At 34.9% G+C, this 15588-nt stretch carries 14 protein-coding genes and 2 pseudogenes; 7 read left to right on the plus strand and 9 right to left on the minus strand.

The window, feature by feature from the left end:
- Positions 1-304 precede the first annotated feature (304 nt).
- The 3 genes from HUB95_RS05500 to dnaN all read left to right on the plus strand — a co-directional run bounded on the left by HUB95_RS05500 (position 305) and on the right by dnaN (position 2961).
- Positions 305-1198, plus strand: coding sequence for an RNA polymerase factor sigma-32 (locus tag HUB95_RS05500; RefSeq protein WP_015589362.1), 894 nt, complete (start codon positions 305-307; stop codon positions 1196-1198).
- Positions 1191-1688, plus strand: coding sequence for an invasion associated locus B family protein (locus tag HUB95_RS05505; RefSeq protein WP_015589363.1), 498 nt, complete (start codon positions 1191-1193; stop codon positions 1686-1688). Before HUB95_RS05500 ends, HUB95_RS05505 begins: the two co-directional genes overlap by 8 nt.
- A gap of 115 nt (positions 1689-1803) precedes the next feature.
- On the plus strand, positions 1804-2961 hold the full coding sequence (dnaN, locus tag HUB95_RS05510) for a DNA polymerase III subunit beta (protein WP_197907276.1): 1158 nt from the start codon (positions 1804-1806) through the stop codon (positions 2959-2961).
- 88 nt (positions 2962-3049) lie between these two features.
- Here the strand turns inward: dnaN and truA are convergent, their stop codons facing one another.
- Positions 3050-3787 (minus strand): tRNA pseudouridine(38-40) synthase TruA, encoded by a 738-nt coding sequence (gene truA / locus HUB95_RS05515; RefSeq protein ID WP_015589365.1) that lies wholly within the window; start codon positions 3785-3787, stop codon positions 3050-3052.
- 71 nt (positions 3788-3858) lie between these two features.
- Positions 3859-3981, minus strand: a pseudogene (locus HUB95_RS05520) (IS630 transposase-related protein); the annotation flags it as partial.
- Between the two features lie 47 nt (positions 3982-4028).
- On the opposite strand from HUB95_RS05520, the pseudogene HUB95_RS06655 reads away from it, so the two are divergent.
- Positions 4029-4127 (plus strand): annotated as a pseudogene (locus tag HUB95_RS06655) (IS5 family transposase); the annotation flags it as partial.
- A gap of 100 nt (positions 4128-4227) precedes the next feature.
- Here the strand turns inward: HUB95_RS06655 and HUB95_RS05530 are convergent.
- On the minus strand, positions 4228-4986 hold the full coding sequence (locus tag HUB95_RS05530) for a cytochrome c1 (protein ID WP_010963022.1): 759 nt from the start codon (positions 4984-4986) through the stop codon (positions 4228-4230).
- 347 nt (positions 4987-5333) lie between these two features.
- A complete protein-coding gene (locus tag HUB95_RS05540; protein ID WP_006280242.1) occupies positions 5334-6563 on the minus strand; it encodes a cytochrome b in 1230 nt (409 codons plus the stop codon).
- Positions 6564-6905: 342 nt separating this feature from the next.
- On the opposite strand from HUB95_RS05540, the gene HUB95_RS05545 reads away from it, so the two are divergent.
- Positions 6906-8435, plus strand: a complete 1530-nt coding sequence (locus tag HUB95_RS05545) for an N-acetylmuramoyl-L-alanine amidase (protein WP_223823148.1) — start codon at positions 6906-6908, stop codon at positions 8433-8435.
- 18 nt (positions 8436-8453) lie between these two features.
- On the opposite strand, the gene HUB95_RS05550 is transcribed toward HUB95_RS05545, so the two are convergent.
- Positions 8454-8714, minus strand: coding sequence for a J domain-containing protein (locus HUB95_RS05550; RefSeq protein ID WP_227738613.1), 261 nt, complete (start codon positions 8712-8714; stop codon positions 8454-8456).
- A 160-nt stretch (positions 8715-8874) separates the two neighbouring features.
- On the opposite strand from HUB95_RS05550, the gene HUB95_RS05555 reads away from it, so the two are divergent.
- Together HUB95_RS05555 and hisS are read left to right on the plus strand one after the other, a co-directional pair.
- Entirely contained in the window at positions 8875-9447 is a 573-nt protein-coding gene (locus HUB95_RS05555; protein ID WP_015589367.1) for a NifU family protein, read from the plus strand.
- The gene (gene hisS / locus HUB95_RS05560; protein WP_209452395.1) at positions 9444-10667 is read left to right on the plus strand and encodes a histidine--tRNA ligase; all 1224 of its coding nucleotides are present in this window, start codon (positions 9444-9446) and stop codon (positions 10665-10667) included. The genes HUB95_RS05555 and hisS overlap by 4 nt, the downstream gene beginning before the upstream one ends.
- 24 nt (positions 10668-10691) lie before the next feature.
- On the opposite strand, the gene surE is transcribed toward hisS, so the two are convergent.
- From surE to HUB95_RS05580, 4 genes are all read right to left on the minus strand, one after another.
- A complete protein-coding gene (surE, locus tag HUB95_RS05565) occupies positions 10692-11444 on the minus strand; it encodes a 5'/3'-nucleotidase SurE (protein WP_015589369.1) in 753 nt (250 codons plus the stop codon).
- 444 nt (positions 11445-11888) lie between these two features.
- Entirely contained in the window at positions 11889-12134 is a 246-nt protein-coding gene (locus tag HUB95_RS05570; RefSeq protein WP_209452544.1) for a hypothetical protein, read from the minus strand.
- A gap of 486 nt (positions 12135-12620) precedes the next feature.
- A complete protein-coding gene (gene ffh, locus HUB95_RS05575; protein ID WP_141457276.1) occupies positions 12621-13964 on the minus strand; it encodes a signal recognition particle protein in 1344 nt (447 codons plus the stop codon).
- Entirely contained in the window at positions 13949-15508 is a 1560-nt protein-coding gene (locus tag HUB95_RS05580) for a proton-conducting transporter transmembrane domain-containing protein (protein WP_209452396.1), read from the minus strand. Before HUB95_RS05580 ends, ffh begins: the two co-directional genes overlap by 16 nt.
- Between the last annotated feature and the right edge of the window lie 80 nt (positions 15509-15588).

Below are 15588 nucleotides of genomic sequence, written 5' to 3' on the forward strand. Positions count from 1 at the left end.
GTTATCCCAGTGGGTTTTTTCTTGTCATCCAAGTAGCATGACACTGGGATCTAGAAAAAAGAAATGTGGATTCCAGTGTCAAGGCACTGGAATAACACTATTTGCTATGTGTTTAAGCTATAACGTTTACCATTGTACTGGTAGAATATCATCTAAAGTTACATAATGTTATCCAATTAGCTAACACTGCGGCCTACTGTCTCCAAGAAATTAGATGGAAAATTTGTACTTTTTTCAAATCAAAGCTTGAATTTTTGCTGGAAAATCAATATATTATATGCATGAAGTTTTAATTTAAGTTGTTATGTTGACCCCAATGGCAAGCTTATGTGTCGATAGCAGAACCAATCTCATGCAATATATTGCTAGGGTGCGAAAATTTCCCATGCTGTCTCAAGAGGAAGAAGTACAACTAGCAAAAAATTGGAACCAATACAAGGATATTTCTTCTGCTCATAAATTGATTACCAGCCATTTGAATTTGGTAGTGAAAATTGCAATGAAATTCAAAAATTATGGACTATTGTTGATGGACCTGGTCATGGAAGGGAATATGGGTTTAATGCATGCAGTAAAAAAGTTTAATCCTGATTTAGGGTTTCGTTTTTCAACTTATGCAGTGTGGTGGATTGAAGCTTCAATAAAAGACTTTATATTGAAATCTTGGTCATTTGTGAAAATAGGCACAACGCAAGCACAAAGAAGATTATTTTTTAGTTTACGTAAAATAAAAAAAAGAATTTTACAGTATACAAACAGAGAAACTTTAAATAATGAAGAAATAAAAGCAATATCTAATGAGCTTTCTGTATCCGAAGGAGACATTATACAGATGAATTACCGTTTGGCTTGTAAGGATCAGTCGCTAAACGATTGCATAAAAATAGGTGATGACTCTAAAAGGGAGCTACAAGATATGATCCCATGTAACTTGGTCAGTCAAGAAGTAACTTACCAAAATCATGAAGAGAAAGAATTAAAAGAAACAATTTTAAACAATGCACTAGCAAGTCTCAACGAAAGGGCGAGAGACATTTTTATCAGTAGATATTTGTCTGAAAACACTCAAACTCTGGATGAACTTAGTAAAAAATATTGTGTTTCAAGAGAAAGAATAAGGCAGTTGGCTGAGCAGGCGATGGCTAAGGTAAAACAATATATACAATCAGAAAGTTTGAAATTTGGTTTGCATGCGTAGTTTTTTTATATTTCTAATATTTTTTTCAATAGGCGCTTTTGCATCAGTTAGTGATGTGCAATTGAAGGAAAAATATAAAGATTGGCTCGTGTATACTGCATTGGAAGATGGAGAGAAGGTATGTTATATTGTATCCTATCCTAAAAAAAAAAGCGAACATTATACAACCAACCGAAAGCCATATGTAATGGTTAGTTATGTTGATAAAAAAGCAGATGAGGTAAGCGTTACCTCTGGTTTTCAGTATGATAAGGAGCCTGTAGCTCTCAATATCGACAAAAAAATTAAATATACACTGCCTATAATACAGGGAAGTTTTGCGTGGGCAGAGCATACAAAAATAGATCAAGATCTCATTCTAAAAATGAAGCAGGGATTATCAATGGTAGTGAATGGGAAAACAAAAACAGTGACCATTGATGATACTTATTCCCTACTTGGGTTTCAAAAAGCGTATCAAAAAATGCATGATTCATGCCATACAAAGTAAATTATTGTAACAGAATACCCAGCTATAGTATAAAATAGACTACTCTTTCAATGAATAGCACTTTACTTTATATGGAATGCGGATATCATTTAAAATATATTTTTGAGAGTTAGTAATGTCAGAGGTTGCAGGTGTAGACACAGAAATCAAAAAGCAAAATTCTGTGTGCGAGCAGATGCGTTTTAGCGTGAGCCGCACAAGTCTTTTAAATACATTATCCAGAGTAAGTGGAGTGGTCGAAAGGCGTAATGCAATAGATGTTTTGGCATGTATAAATATCAAAGCACAACATGGCAGCATAAAATTAATGGCAACTGATCTTGACATTTCAATGTTTGCCTCACTTGCTGCAACCGTATTAACAGAAGGAGAAGTAAAAATTTCAGCGCATACTTTACATGACATAGTGAAGAAGTTACCCGCTGATTTGGATGTCAATTTTGAAGTAAACAACCAAGGAAAATTATTGATGTCTTGCGGAAATGCAAACTTTTCTTTACCGAATGTAGTTTCAAGCAGTTTTCCTGCTCTTGAAGAAGACAATTATAAATATGATTTTACTCTACTCAATACGGACCTGATAGACTTATTAACCAAAACAAAATTTGCTGTATCACTAGATGATACAAGGTATAATTTAAATGGAATATATCTACATACAGATGAGCAGTTTCTGTACTGTATTGCAACTGATGGCCATCGTTTATCGTGTATAAAGAGGCCAAAGCCTGGAAATATCAATGGCGAATTCGGTGTGATCATTCCACGTAAAACTGTTATGGAGTTGTTAAAAATATTGGACGATTGTAATGAAATTAAAGTAAAACTCTCAGACAGAAAAATCAAGTTTACATGCGGTGAATATATTCTAATATCAAAATTAATAGATGGAACTTTTCCAAATTATAAAGCAGTTATTCCAGCATCTCAAGATAAGCATATGATTATTGAAAGTAAAAAACTTTCAGATGTTATAGATCGAGTTTCCGTTGTTGTATCTGATAAAGTAAAATCCATTAAATTCTCACTACAAGAAAAGCTGCTAACTCTGCATTCAAACTCCCAAGAGTGCAGTGATGCAACTGAATCCATAGAAGTGGACTACAATGAAGCCCCTATAGAAATAGGGTTCAACTCGCGTTATTTGCTTGATGTTCTATCTTGCATAAAAAATAAATGTAAGTTTAGCTTAGCCGATGGTAATAGTGCTACAATTATCACTGATGAAGATGATTCAAATGTATTATATGTAGTGATGCCAATGAGAACTTAAACTCGTCATCTCGCTGCTTGTTAGCGAGATCTGGAGATACTGCGGCGGTATGACACTTATTTCACTAAGAACGTTACTTTTTATTAAATTAGTAATCTATCTTTACCAAATACAAGCCAAAAGGCGGCGCGGTAACCCCAGCAGCACTTCTTTTGCATTGGCTTAATATATGTAGCATTTCTTGCGGATTGGTTCTATTTTTTCCAAATTCAACTAAAGTACCCGCAATAATCCTCACTTGGTTATGTAAAAAGGAAATAGCAGATATTTTGATGTGTATATGATTCCCGTTTTGTACTATATCGATATCATCAATTGTTCTTATCGGATTTGCGGCGTGACAATCTTTTGAACGAAAACTTGAAAGGTCATGTTTTCCAAGTAGATGTTTAGCAGCTTCACGCATAATATTTACATCAAGTGGGTTAAACACTTGCCATACATAACCCGTCTCCAGAGCGGCAGGAGCATAGCGATTAACTATTCTGTATTCGTAATATCTTTTTTTTGCTGAAAACCGTGCGTGAAACGCATCATCTACAACTTCTGCATTAAGCACAACTATAGGAATTGATTTTAAATGATAATTTATTGCGTTTCTTATTCTATAAAGCTCACATTCCTTTTCCATATCAAAATGAGCAACTTGTCCTAAAGCATGAACCCCAGCATCGGTCCTTCCACCACAGTACAAGGCAATTTTCTCACCACTAAAATTAAATATAGCATTTTCTATCTTCTCCTGGATTGAGTTAGCAGAGTGTTGCTGTTTTTGCCAACCAGAGAAACTACTACCATTATATTCTACCGTTATTTTGTATCGCACTGCATTACATCAAGCTCTATCTAAAATAGTCATTTTCTATCTTAACATAATTTATGGTCAAGCCTACAGTGCTGCCACTCCCATAAAGTAGTTCGTCCAATCTTAAATCTTGCTGCCACTGCTTCTCTGCTTTCTCCTTCGTCTAGCGCCTCCATTGCTTTTTTTCTTAAATCATAACTATATGCTGCTGGCATTCAACCTCCTTATCATTATCTATCCTTATCACATCCGGACTTCTATGAAAAGAGCTATAAATCGTGAAAAAGAACTGCTCATTAAGTGCTATTTGCTTAATAAATTTACTGACATTGATATGGCTAAATTCGAAATGGCTACATGAATTTATCGTAAATTATTACTGTATAAGGTACGATGCGACAAAGCCATCCCAGTGTTAGCTACTTGGATGACAACCATTGTGCTTGAGGCAAAATTGACTATCACTTCTTTTTATAGAGCTTGCTCCAAACTTTGTTGTTAGTTAATACAAAAAACACTGTTAAAATTATAAAATACGCCACTACTTTTAATCCAAGTTTATGCCGGCGCTCTAATTCTGGCTCTGCTGCCCATTGTAAAAAATTTATCACATCATACGCCATATTTTCAACTGTGGCTTGCCTTGCACCATCATATTCCACCATTCCTTCAGAAAGTGGTGGCGCCATAGCTAATCTGCCTGTTGGAAAATACGAATTAAAATATAAATCATTTTCATCGTGTTCGCCGTTTTGATAGCCTGTTAACAATGAATAGACATAATTTGCACCATCATGCCTTGCTTTAATAATTAATGATAAGTCTGGTGGGACTGCACCATTGTTGCTTGCTGCAGCTGCTTCTTTTGTATCAAAAGGCGCAATAAAATAATCCGAAGGTACTCCAGGTCTGTCAAACATTTCACCCAAATCATTCGGACCATCTTTAACTTGATAAGAAGCTGCTATTTGTTTTACATCTTCTTCAGAAAAACCGACATCTTGCAAATTACGAAATGCTACCCTATTCATTGAATGACAAGCAGCACAGACTTCTTTATACACTTTATAGCCACGCTGAATTGACTCTCTATCGAAAGATCCGACAATTCCATCAAATTTCCAGTCTATTTTCTTATTTGGTGATGATTTAAATTCTTCTGCAGATATAAGACTAGATAGAAATAACATGCAGAAGATTGCAAATACATTAGATCCCATGCATAACCACTGTTTTAGTAAATTTCGAATTGATGTCATGCAAGTAGCTGACACTGGAATCCAGCTTATTTCATCACTGACATTATGGTTATCATGCACTCCTAGAATCTGTTGTCCATTGCATGATTTGTAAGTATTTTTATACCTGGATCCCAGTGTCAAGCACTGGGATGACAACGGAAGATAGTGGAATGACACTGTGTGTTGTATACAACGTTCATACAATTGTGTACATGATGCTGGAATCCATTTATTTTTTTTCTGGATCCCAGTGTCAAGTACTGGGATGACAGAAGAGAGCTCTGGGATGACAGAGAATTTTGTAAGAGATCTGCTTTGAATTGACATCACCTCATCTCCGGCACAGAATCACTTAAGGTTTTTGGTGGTTCTTTTGGCTTTTCATACTTACTAAGCAGTGGTAAAACTATCACAAAGTATGCAAAGTAATAAAGAGTAGATAGCCTACTCATAGTGATGTAAGGCTCTTTTACCTCTTGTCCTCCAAGCCAGGCAAGAAGTACAAAATTTATTGCAAAAACCCAAAAAAATTTCTTAAACACCGGGCGATAAGCACCACTTTTAACTTTTGATTTATCAAGCCAAGGTAACAAAAACCACACTAAAATAGACGCAAACATGGTAAGCACACCAGTAAGTTTATCTGGAATTGAACGTAGCATTGCATAAAAAGGTAAAAAATACCACTCTGGCACTATATGTACCGGAGTGACCATAGAATCAGCTTCTATATAATTGTCTGGATGCCCAAGATAATTTGGAGCATAGAAAACAAATGCGAACAAAACTACAAAAAACAGACCAAAAGTTATGCAATCCTTGACTATATAATAAGGATAGAGAGGGATGGTATCCTTATCTGATTTTACCTCCACTCCACTTGGGTTACCAGAGCCAAACCTATGCAGAGCTATCACATGAAGCATAGCTAAAGCAATAATAACAAAAGGCAGAAGATAATGCAGAGCGAAAAAACGGTTAAGTGTTGGGTTATCCACTGAAAAACCACCCCATAACCATATAACTATTTTATTGCCAATTAAAGGTATAGCAGAAAATAAGTTGGTTATAACTGTTGCACCCCAGAAACTCATTTGTCCCCAAGGCAATACATATCCCATAAAGGCAGTTGCCATCATTGCAAAAAATATAAATATTCCAATAAACCACACCATCTCTCTCGGTCTTTTATAAGATCCGTAATATAATCCACGCATTATATGAACATAGACTACCATAAAGAAGAGGGATGCTCCAACAGCGTGAGTGTAGCGTATTAACCACCCGTAATTCACATCCCGCATTATGCGCTCTACACTATTAAACGCATAATCAACATGCGGAGTGTAGTGCATAGCAAGAAATATACCTGTTATTATTTGTAAAATCAGCGCTATACCAGCCAAAGAGCCAAAGTTCCAAGCATAATTTAAGTTTTTTGGCACTTGGTAAGAAGCAGTGTGTCTTAGAAAAGAAAATATAGGCAATCTATATTCTATCCATCCTAATATGCCTTTTTCTTCTTTTATTGTTTCTTTTTTGTTATCTTCCTGCATAACTTAAACCTTTCTGAACACATGTCCATTGCTACTTTTATCTTATTTTTTTATTGTAGCAACTTATCCTTTACGCACAAATAAAAACTTTAAAGCAATATTAATTACCTCTTCAGCAACCTGTCACGTGCTGCGTTTAATTTTTGTGCAAAATATTCCGAGCCTCCTTTATCTGGGTGAACTAATTTCATTAAATTTTGATTGCTTTATTGATTTCATTTTGGTTCGCTCCAGAATCTATTCCTAGCACTTTAAATGCTCCATCTCTGAACATGTTACTACTACCAGACTAGTATGATTTTGTCTTGTAAATTTATTCAACAACCCTATTCTAACTATATAATGAAAAATTATCTACAAAGTGTTTATGAAGATGGTATGAAAATCCAACTATCTAAAGTCAACAAATATTTATTAGTTTTACTGATTACTGTCTCAGCATTTCTCATATCTGGGCAAGTATCCAGTTCAAGCAATATCGAGAATGATTTTCAAGATTTACAAGAAAAATTACCATTATTGAAAGATCAGGATTTGTTATTTTTAGATCCAGCTTCAGCTTTAAATTATGGTGATAGGGCAGGTAAAAAAGTGTTAATGGTTATAGTTCACCATACTGAAACATCAACACTAAAAGGTACAAAAGATACGCTGAATGCTAGAGGATTGTCAGTTCATTTTATTGTCGATAGGGATGGCAGCATCACCTTAATGGTTCCATTAGAGAAAGAAGCATGGCATGCTGGTATTAGTTATGCAAGAGTTAAGGTAGATAGTAAGCTTGAAGAGTTACGGAAGCTTAACAACTATTCTGTAGGTATTGAAATTGTAAACACAGGACTTGAGCCTTTTCCGGAAGAGCAAATGAGATCTGTTAAAGAGCTGATTTTATACCTTATGGAGCGTTTTAAAATTAAAAGGGATATGATATTTAGTCATTCTGAAATAGGAACTATAGTGTATGATCCAGAGCTTGGCTATACAATGCGTAAACCAGATCCACACAAATTGTTTGATTGGGAGTTATTAGAGAAAAATGAAATTGGATTGCACATAAGTGACAGAATAAACCCTAAAGATGCTAAACACAAAATGGGCAAAACATTGTATAAAGCAGGTGATAGAAATGAAGGTATTTTGAAATTAAAACAAAGGCTGAACAGATTTTTCTATAAGATAGAACCTTGGAATGATAAGAAAGGTAATGTAATTTTTCCTGATAATAATGCTGATTACTCAGATGAGTTTGATGAGAATTTTGTATGGGTTATTTATCAGTTTTCAATACATAATTTACCAAGAGAAATTAGAAAAGATCTACCTCTTAAACTAGAACAAGCAGATATATTTCCTGAATTCTTTAGTGAATATAGTCATGGCATTTCTTCTAGTTATCTAACCTTTAGTGAAAAAATTAAATCGACTCTACAACCATGTTTAAGCAAAGTAGATTATGAGAATTTATTATCTTCTCTTGCACAATATGAGAATAACATTTCTCCTGATGCATCTACCACTTTAATGTACAAAATTAAGTTATACTATGATTCTTATTTAAGATATCGCATATGGTCTTCACTCTATAAACCATTTAAGCTTAATGTATTGGAAGAGTTAGAGATTTTAAAGAGTGGAGTGTTATCTTTAAAATCACTAGATAGCTCTAAAGCTGCAGAAGTTTCCAGTTTAATTGATAGCTTTAAAGTAGATATTTCTTTAGAATTTCAGGGTTTTGAAAAACAGTGGTTTCAGGAGTTTAAGAATGCTTGGAGACAAGAATTTATACCTTCCCTGGAAGAACAGATAACATGGACTGCACTACATGAAGCAATATTGGAGTATTTAGAAAAAGCAAAGGAAGAAATTCGTTAAACGAAAACTTTTTTAAGATCACTTTTTTAACAATTTATCACGTGCCGCATTTAGCTTTTGCGCAAAATATTCCGAGCCTCCCTTATCTGGGTGAACTAATTTCATTAAATTTTGATATGCTTTATTGATTTCATTTTGACTTGCCTCAGGATTCAGCCCCAGTATCTTTAATGCTTCATCCTTGGACATGTTATCACCAGTGTAATTTTCAGTATAACTTCTACTGCTACTAAATTCGTTCAAAAACTTACTCAATATAGAGTTCATCATGAAACTCATATTATTTTTTTTTGTCAGGAAAAGAAAAAATATAACAACGCTAGGCAAGACAAATGTAACTACTATGAATATCAAAAAAAGGAAAAAGATGAATGACATGTATATTTTTTTATCATTTTATGATTAAATAGTAACAATTATAATCGTCATGGTAAATAACATGTTCATTCAGATTGAAGAAACACCTAATCCAAACACACTGAAATTTCTCCCTGGATTTGCAATTCTAAACGAAGGAGAAACGGCTGATTTTTCAAATGCAAATGAGATAAAAAATTCTAAACTAGCAGCAAATCTTTTTCAAATAGAACATGTGGTAAGAGTGTTTTTTGGTCATGATTTTATTTCAGTAACAAAATTGGGTGAAATTAATTGGGATACATTAAAAGTAGAAATTTTAACTACAATCATGGATCACTTTACTTCAGGTGGAAAAGCGCTAAATAAAGAAGGAGTGAATGATAATAACATACCAAATGAGGAATTTTTTGATGAAAGTGATATAGAAATTGTAAATAGAATAAAAGAATTGATGGAAAGTTATATCAAACCTGCAGTTGCTCAAGATGGTGGCGATATCAAATTTCGTGGCTATAAAGATGGAATAGTTTATGTTGAATTACAAGGAGCTTGCTCTGGATGCCCAAGTGCTGCAATTACTTTAAAGCAAGGAGTGCAGAATATGCTGAGCTACCACATACCAGAGGTTGCAGGTATAGAGACCACACTATGACTAATCAAACAGTTAGAGGAACGAAAGACCTTCTATTTGATGAGTGGTATAAGTTTAAATACATTCAGCAAACAGCAAATAGAATCTCAAGTCTATACGGCTTTTTGCCCGCCCAAACTCCAATATTTGAGTACACGGAGGTTTTTACAAAAACTTTAGGTGATAGCTCAGATATCATCACTAAAGAGATGTATAGCTTCAATGATAAAGGGGGAAAGAGCATAACTTTACGTCCTGAGTTCACTGCAGCGATTGTCAGGCTATTAATTGAAAAAAAACTGCAAACGCCGATAAAATTATTTTCAACAGGGCCTGCATTTCGCTATGAAAGACCGCAAAAGGGAAGACAAAGGCAATTTCATCAGATAAATTTTGAGGTTTTTGGCATAGAAGATCCAAAAGCCGATGTTGAATTGATATCACTCGCTCAGCACTTACTAACTGAATTTGGCATCAATAAAAATGTAAAGCTGGAAACCAACTCTTTAGGTGATGGTGAGACAATAACTAAGTATAGAGAAGCTTTGATCTTATACTTTACAAAGTATCAAAATGATCTATCAGAAGATAGCAAAAATAGGTTGATCAAAAATCCACTCAGAATACTAGATTCTAAGGATGAGAAAGATAGATTAATAATCTCTGATGCGCCTAAAATCAGCAATTATTATACGAAAGAGTCCTCAGATTTCTTTGAACAAATACTAAATGGATTAACAATTCTTGATATACCTTATACCGTAAACAATAAACTAGTTCGAGGTTTGGATTATTATTGCCACACAGTGTTTGAGTTTGTTACAGAGGATTTAGGTGCACAAGGGGCAGTTTTTGCCGGTGGAAGATACGATAATTTAGTATCTTCAGTAGGTGGAAAACACACTCCAGCAATAGGATTTGCAGGGGGTATTGAGCGCATAATGGAGTTAATCAATTATTCTCCGAAAGAAGAGCGACCTATTTACCTAATTCCAATCGGTAGAGAGGCTGAAAAACATGCTTTAACACTTGCAAATGAATTGCGCAGAAATAGTTTATATGTAAGTTACGAACACAGTGGAACAGTTAAAAATCGCATGAAGAAAGCAAGTCAAGCAAATGCTAAAATTGTATTGATCTTTGGGAATGATGAGTTAAACAACAATACTGTTAAAGTAAAAAATATGGATACAGGTGAAGAAAAAATAATTGCTCGCGATAACACAATAGAAAACATCTAATTAGGAGCAATGCAAATGTTTTTCTCAGTCAGCTATAGAAGAAAATTCGTCTGCACAAGAATTTTTCATAGCATTCAATGTATCATAATCTGTAAAATCTAATTTTACTGGTGTGATAGTAATAAATCCTTCTTTTATTTTATTTATACTACCACTGCCTGAGTGCTCTCGAGACCAATTTAAGCTAAAAGAGCCATTCGAATTTTCAGTAAAAATTAAATCCCCATCAATGTTATATTCACCTTGTTCAGCAAATTCTACTCCTTTTACTTTTTCCGTAGCAGGAAAATTTACACTCATCACTATGTTTTTAGGCCAACCAACCTTAACTAGCTTGGCAATAACCTTTGGTGCAAAAACCTTTGTATTGTGCCAGTCTATTTTATCATGATAAACTTGGCTCAGTGCAATAGAAGGTATAGACCTTGCAGCACCTTCCATTACAGCACCAATTGTTCCTGAATAACAAATATCGTCCCCAACATTTGATCCAATATTTACTCCGGACAATATTAAGTCTGGTTTTTTATTCATAACTTTATTTAGCGCAATAATGACACAATCTGCAGGAGTACCAGACACACTAAATTCCCTTTCACTATGTTGGTTTATTCCAATAGATTGTTTCACTGGATAATCAAGAGATCTTGCAGCCCCGCTTCTATCAGTATCTGGTGCCACTATCCATATTTCTGACGCAAAATTCCGTGCAATCTCTTTGAGTAATTTTATTCCTTCACTTCCAAAACCATCATCGTTTGTTATTAATATTATCATATACAATACTCAGCTATACAGCTCCAAATTATGTAAACCACTGGCTGTAAATAAACTCATGAGGCTTTAAGTTTCTTTGCATAACTACGAACTGTAACAAAGAACCTGCTGTAAATCAATAGATTTCTTGCACAGGCAATAACTGTCATTACAATAGAAACGAAAAAACTTGCTTGACAAACTCCGCCAGCTCCCTTATTATAGTGTTAAGGGTATTTATGACTCAAAACTTGTTTTTGACCTGCAGGCTCAATGACAAAATTCAGTAAAAACTCAGGGTATTTTTTGGTGGATTACATAAAATTATAGCGGCTGCATGTCTTTTAAAATTTTTCTACATTCAGCCAAATCGCGCTTATTTTAAGCGTTAGCACATTATTACAGCGCCACTTACAGTAATAGAGAGTCAAAACTCGCACTACGGGGCTTCTTTTGCCTTTTTTTTCATTTGGTAAATTTCTTAATGTTTGTAGCTAAACGACAACCGTCATCCCGCTGCTTGTTAGCGGGATCTAGAGATACCGCGAATGAATCGCGGTATGACGTAGGACTGCTGTCATTCCAGTGCTTGGCACTGGAATCCAGCCTTTCTGCAATCTCATCGAAAATGTTGTAACCACTTTCTGTGCTAGTTTGCTTGCCCACAAGCAAACTTTCCTGGATCCCAGTGTCTGGGCACTGGAATGACACCGAAGGGGCTACTGCTGTCTTGGATGGAAACCAGTGTCAGCTACTTTCATGACACCCTGACCTCGTCATCCCGCTACTTGTTAGCGGGATCTAGAGATACCGCGAATGAATCGCGGTATGACGGTTCGCGGTGGCATGACGTAGGACTGCTGTCATTCCAGTCTGGAATCCAAAAAAAAGGATGACACCTCTGGGCGCTGGGATGACAGGAGAAGGAGGCTACTTTCATGACACCATTCTTTTTTCTGGATCCAAGTAGTCAAGCTACTCGGATGACACCCCACTGGTGGCCCACACTACAATGTTCGTACAGTTATGAAATGAATCGCGGTATGACGTGTTGCTTGGGTCAGCTATAGTATTTCTTAAAATTAATAATAAATTTCTTGGCTAGCAAGAAGCTGTAAATTTTTTTGCGAGACCTAAGCCGCTTTTGATATAGCTAAAGGTTTACTGATGATTTGTCTCATTCCACTACCTGCTGACTTACTTTCTGCTTAGCATATCCATCAAATCAGATTCTTTGAGTTTACTATGGTCAACTTTACTGAACTTATTTACCATAGAGCTCATTTGATTATACTGCTTAATTAGAAGATTAATGTCAGTTACAGTTGTTCCGGACCCCTTAGAAATTCTAAGTCTTCTTTTGCCATTTAAAATATCTGGATTTTGCCTTTCTTTTTCAGTCATTGAGTTTATGATGGCTATATATTTTTTCACTTTATTGTCATCTGGCACACTGCTACTTAGCTTTTTTGTAAATGAACTAGGAATGAATTTCATTATGTTGCTAATGCCATCCATTTTACTCAGAGTTTTTAACATTCCCACTAGGTCGTTTAGGTCGAATTTACCTTTTTTCACTTTCTTTTGTAACTTATCAATTTCTTCCTGACCAACAATCTCAGCAGCTTTTTCAACCAATGAGACAACATCACCCATGCTAAGTATTCTTTTTGCAATTCTATCTGGATAAAAATCATCGAGGTCACTTAATTTTTCACCACAAGCAATAAATTTAATTGGACAATCGGCGATCATTTTCATAGAAAGAGCAGCACCACCACGTGCATCACCATCAACACGGGTAAGAATAATGCCGGTTACACCTATTACCTCATTGAATGATTTGGCAATGTTGACCGCATCCTGGCCTATCATTGCGTCGGCTACTAAAATAACTTCTGCAGGTGAAGCTATTTCCTTTACGGCTTTCAACTCATTCATCATATTATTGTCAATATGAAGCCTGCCTGCGGTATCTAGTATTAATACATCACAATTATCGTTCTTTGCTGTTGCTAGTGCCCTTTTTGTAATTGTAATGGGCTTCTCGTCTATTACTACAGGTAAAGTTTGCACATCTATTTGTTTACCTAGCACTTCAAGTTGTTTTTGGGCAGCCGGCCTATAAATGTCTAAAGAGGCAAGCATCACTTTTTTCTTTTGCTTTTTTAGCTTTAAAGCAAGCTTTCCTGAGGTGGTTGTTTTACCTGCACCTTGTAAGCCCACCATCATAATCACAGCAGGGGGTTTAACTGCTAGATTTAAGTCACTTTTCTCTGATCCGAGAACTGCAACTAAATTATCCTGCACAATTTTAATTATCATTTGTGCTGGAGAAACACTTTTTATGACTTTTTCCCCAATCACTTTATCTTTAATGTCATTGATGAATTTTTTTGCAACTTCAAGTGAAACGTCAGCTTCAATTAAGGCTATGCGTATTTCACGCATGGCAAGATTAAAATCATCTTCAGAAATGATCGACTTTCCTCTTAGTTTACTAAATACAGAATTTAAACTTTCGGTTAACGACTTAAACATAATAGCATTAGTAGAATACTCATTAAAAAGAGAGAAGAAGCTGAAACAAAACTCACTGAGTTATAACCCAGCACTTCCTTAAGTTTAGTAATATTATCAAAGTATAAACTAGTAAGTGAATTAGTCAAGTTTTGCAGTACGTTGGCAGACATTTCTCTCACTTTAAAGACCAATTGATTGAACAGCAAGATAATATAGGGTATGAAAGCTCTAAAAATCCAATCAACATCCATTTTAAAATTTATTCTCGGGTAAAATAACTTGCGTAAAAGAATGAACAATAAAGTGGTACATAATAACAAATTAAATTGCGACAAAATATTTTTTGTGTTGTACACAAAATCGAAAATCGAAGGTTTATTGTAAATAGGTAAGTAAGGGTTGCCAGCAATTACGCATATAAATGCTAAAATAATCATAGTCATTTTGCCTCCCCTCTCTGCTAAAGGTTTTGACTTACTTTTTGCAATAAATATGTAGTAAAGAAACTTGAGCCCCACGCTTAAATAAAGCAGTAAATTTAGAATCTTGTATAAGTTTTTATACACTTCTAAATTAGCACCACTTGCTTCAATCTCGGCTGTAATGTATGATTTGCTAATAAATCCAGCGGTTCCAGGAAATGCAGCCATTGTAAGTATTGCGATTATAGCACACATGCCTTCCACTGACATCAGTTTGCCTACTCCATTAAAACTAATTGTTTTTGTTCGTGAAATAATCGAATTGCTGACTACAAACAATAATGATTGATAAACAAGAGAGAAGATTATATGCAGTATCAAAATTGGTATTGCCTTTTCCGAAGGGCTGAGTAAACCTCCTGCAATAATCAGCAAGCCCATTTGTCCTACAACGTTATAGCATAAAAATCTACGAATATTTTGCTCGAGAGAAGCAAATATAATGCTGTAAATTGCAGTGATGGTGCCTACAAGCGCTAATATTTCAGTACAATCTTGCCATAGGTTATAAGTGTGTAAAAGCATCACTAAAAAAGAGACTTTAGTGGTAAATAAAGAGAGATATGTGGTGCCATGTAGCGATGCAGAAGGATATGCATCAACAACCCAAAATGAAAAAGGAAAACAAGCGCAGTTTATCAATAAACCCAAAATTATCAGGTTAGTGCTTTGAAGTGCCAATCCTGCTATTAATATAACTCCAACGAAAAAGTGTACACAAGCGTACCTTATTGCAGGTCCACTATCTCTACAGCTAGCTGCGATAATAAAAAATGCACTGATGGTCATTAATTCACAGAATATTATAACCAATATCATATGTTCAGATAAAACTGCATAAAGTGAACTAATAGTGTAAGCAGCAAAAGATAGCATCTCTGAAAAAGTCAAATTTTGTGCTGGTAGAACAGCTAAAAATGCAACTGATAAAAAAGATATTAGTATGGTACGAAAAGATAAATCAAAATCTAGAATTGGGAGAGACCAATTTACTGCAATGCTCAAATTTTCAGGTAATTTTAGGACTATAACTATTAATACAGTCAGTAGAAGTAACAGTGACGATTTATAAAGTTGCACAATAATTAAAACCAATATGGTTTATGCTATCTCAATATATGAATAAAATCAATTTGCATATTAACCACTAATTAAACTAA

Source organism: Wolbachia endosymbiont of Ceratosolen solmsi (genome assembly GCF_017869155.1).
Taxonomy (GTDB): domain Bacteria; phylum Pseudomonadota; class Alphaproteobacteria; order Rickettsiales; family Anaplasmataceae; genus Wolbachia; species Wolbachia pipientis.